Here is a 1,620-nt window from a genome sequence, read left to right as displayed (position 1 = left end):
AGTTCAGTTGGTTAGAATACCGGCCTGTCACGCCGGGGGTCGCGGGTTCGAGTCCCGTCCGCTCCGCCACTTATTTGAAAGCCCTGCTAGAAATAGCAGGGCTTTTGTCGTTTTAGGGGCTGTCATTTTCCCTTCCAAGAGAAGTCATACCAATCTGGAAAATTAACTGGTCAGGTCTATCCATCTTCTCGAGCATATTTTGGTGACTCTTTTGGAGCAATCCAAAAACCGATACTATGCATCGCAGACTTTGGAGATGATGTCGTCGTAATCAGTAAAATATTGATTGGCTAAATCGCGTTGCCGCAACCAACGCCATACTTGTCCGATAGGGTTTAGCTCTGGAGAATAGGGCGAAAGCTTGATGACACTGACATTTAAAGTCATTGGCAATTTCTTCTGTATGCCATCCTGCGCCATCCATTACAACGACGGCGTGACGTCCTTCCTCCGTGACTGCCAATATTTGTTTTAAGTGCTCTATCATGATGTCTTTATTAACCCAGGGACAATGATAGCCTCACCAATTCCTCTTCTGCGACGACTGAACCGATCCGATAAGCATACTCAAATTGTTGTTTCTTGGCTCTTGGGCAAGCTGCTTTTTCAGTCCATAAGTGTGTTGTCGTGTTTTGAGCGGGAAGTTATTCATGAAAGGCTCATGTGGTCGAGCAGGTAATAGATAGAGTCAGGGCGGTAGTGCTTGCCAAATTCTTTCATGATGTAAGCGTGGATGTCGGAACCAGTCAGTTCTCCGTCTTGTGTATCATTGGCTTTTCTTGCCGTCCTTCCAGCCTTTCTTCAAGAAAGGTTTGGACCAACTTATTGACACTGGTTCGGCTTATCTTGAGAAACTTGGGCGATTTGTGTGCGTGAGTACCCATCTTTGAAATGAGCAAGGGCCAGCAGTCTCATTTTCATCTGAATGGCCTCAATTAGTTCATATTTTTACTTAGATTGGTATTAGGCTCGGGCTTCGCTCTGAGGAGAGTAGAACGGCGAGGTTTCTAGATAATATTGTTGGTGAAGTCTTCGAATTTTAGAGCATAAAACAGCAGCCCTAAGGCTGCTTTTTAAATATGGGGAGAATGGAATTAGGCTTCAGTTTGTTCTCTTTGTTCTGCTAAAGAGCTTTGAGCTAGCTTTTCATCTTCCATCTTTTTTTCTTCAGCTTTCGCCTTTTCAATCATTGGTGTAATGGTTGAACCTTGAATAAGGATAGAGAACACCACAACCGAATAGGTCATTACAAGGATGATCTCTTTTACATCGATCAGCTTGTCTTGAACCACCCAAATTCCTGATGGAATTGAAAGTGCCATTGCTAGCGCTAGGCCGCCACGTAGGCCACCCCAAGTCAAAATTTTTACTGACCATGGGTTGTATTTTCTGTAACGTTTAAAGCCTATGTATGAGATAAAGACGCTGAGATAGCGAGAGGCTAGCACCAGAGGGACTGCAATTGCCATCATGATCCAGTCTTCTTCATGGAACTTAAATAGCAGCATCGACATACCAATTAATAGGAATAGCACGCCGTTTAGGAACTCATCTACTAACTCCCAGAAGTGGTCTAGGTGGTCTTCACTCTCTTTAGAGAAGCCAATAAAGCGCGTCCAG

At 44.3% G+C, this 1,620-nt stretch carries 2 protein-coding genes; both read right to left on the bottom strand.

The annotated features are described in order from the left end of the window. Positions 1 to 234: 234 nt before the first annotated feature. Positions 235 to 387 carry a transposase gene (locus tag R7P67_RS23780; protein ID WP_157178112.1) on the bottom strand — a complete coding sequence of 51 codons (153 nt, stop codon included), beginning with the start codon at positions 385 to 387 and terminating at the stop codon, positions 235 to 237. A 707-nt stretch (positions 388 to 1,094) separates the two neighbouring features. Beyond that, on the bottom strand, positions 1,095 to 1,620 hold a 526-nt coding region (locus R7P67_RS23775), incomplete at its 5' end, for a cation:proton antiporter (RefSeq protein ID WP_318086187.1).

This window comes from Vibrio sp. Vb0937, assembly GCF_033338855.1.
The sequence above is the reverse complement of the archived record's forward strand: the minus strand, read 5'-3'. Positions and strand labels throughout refer to the sequence as shown.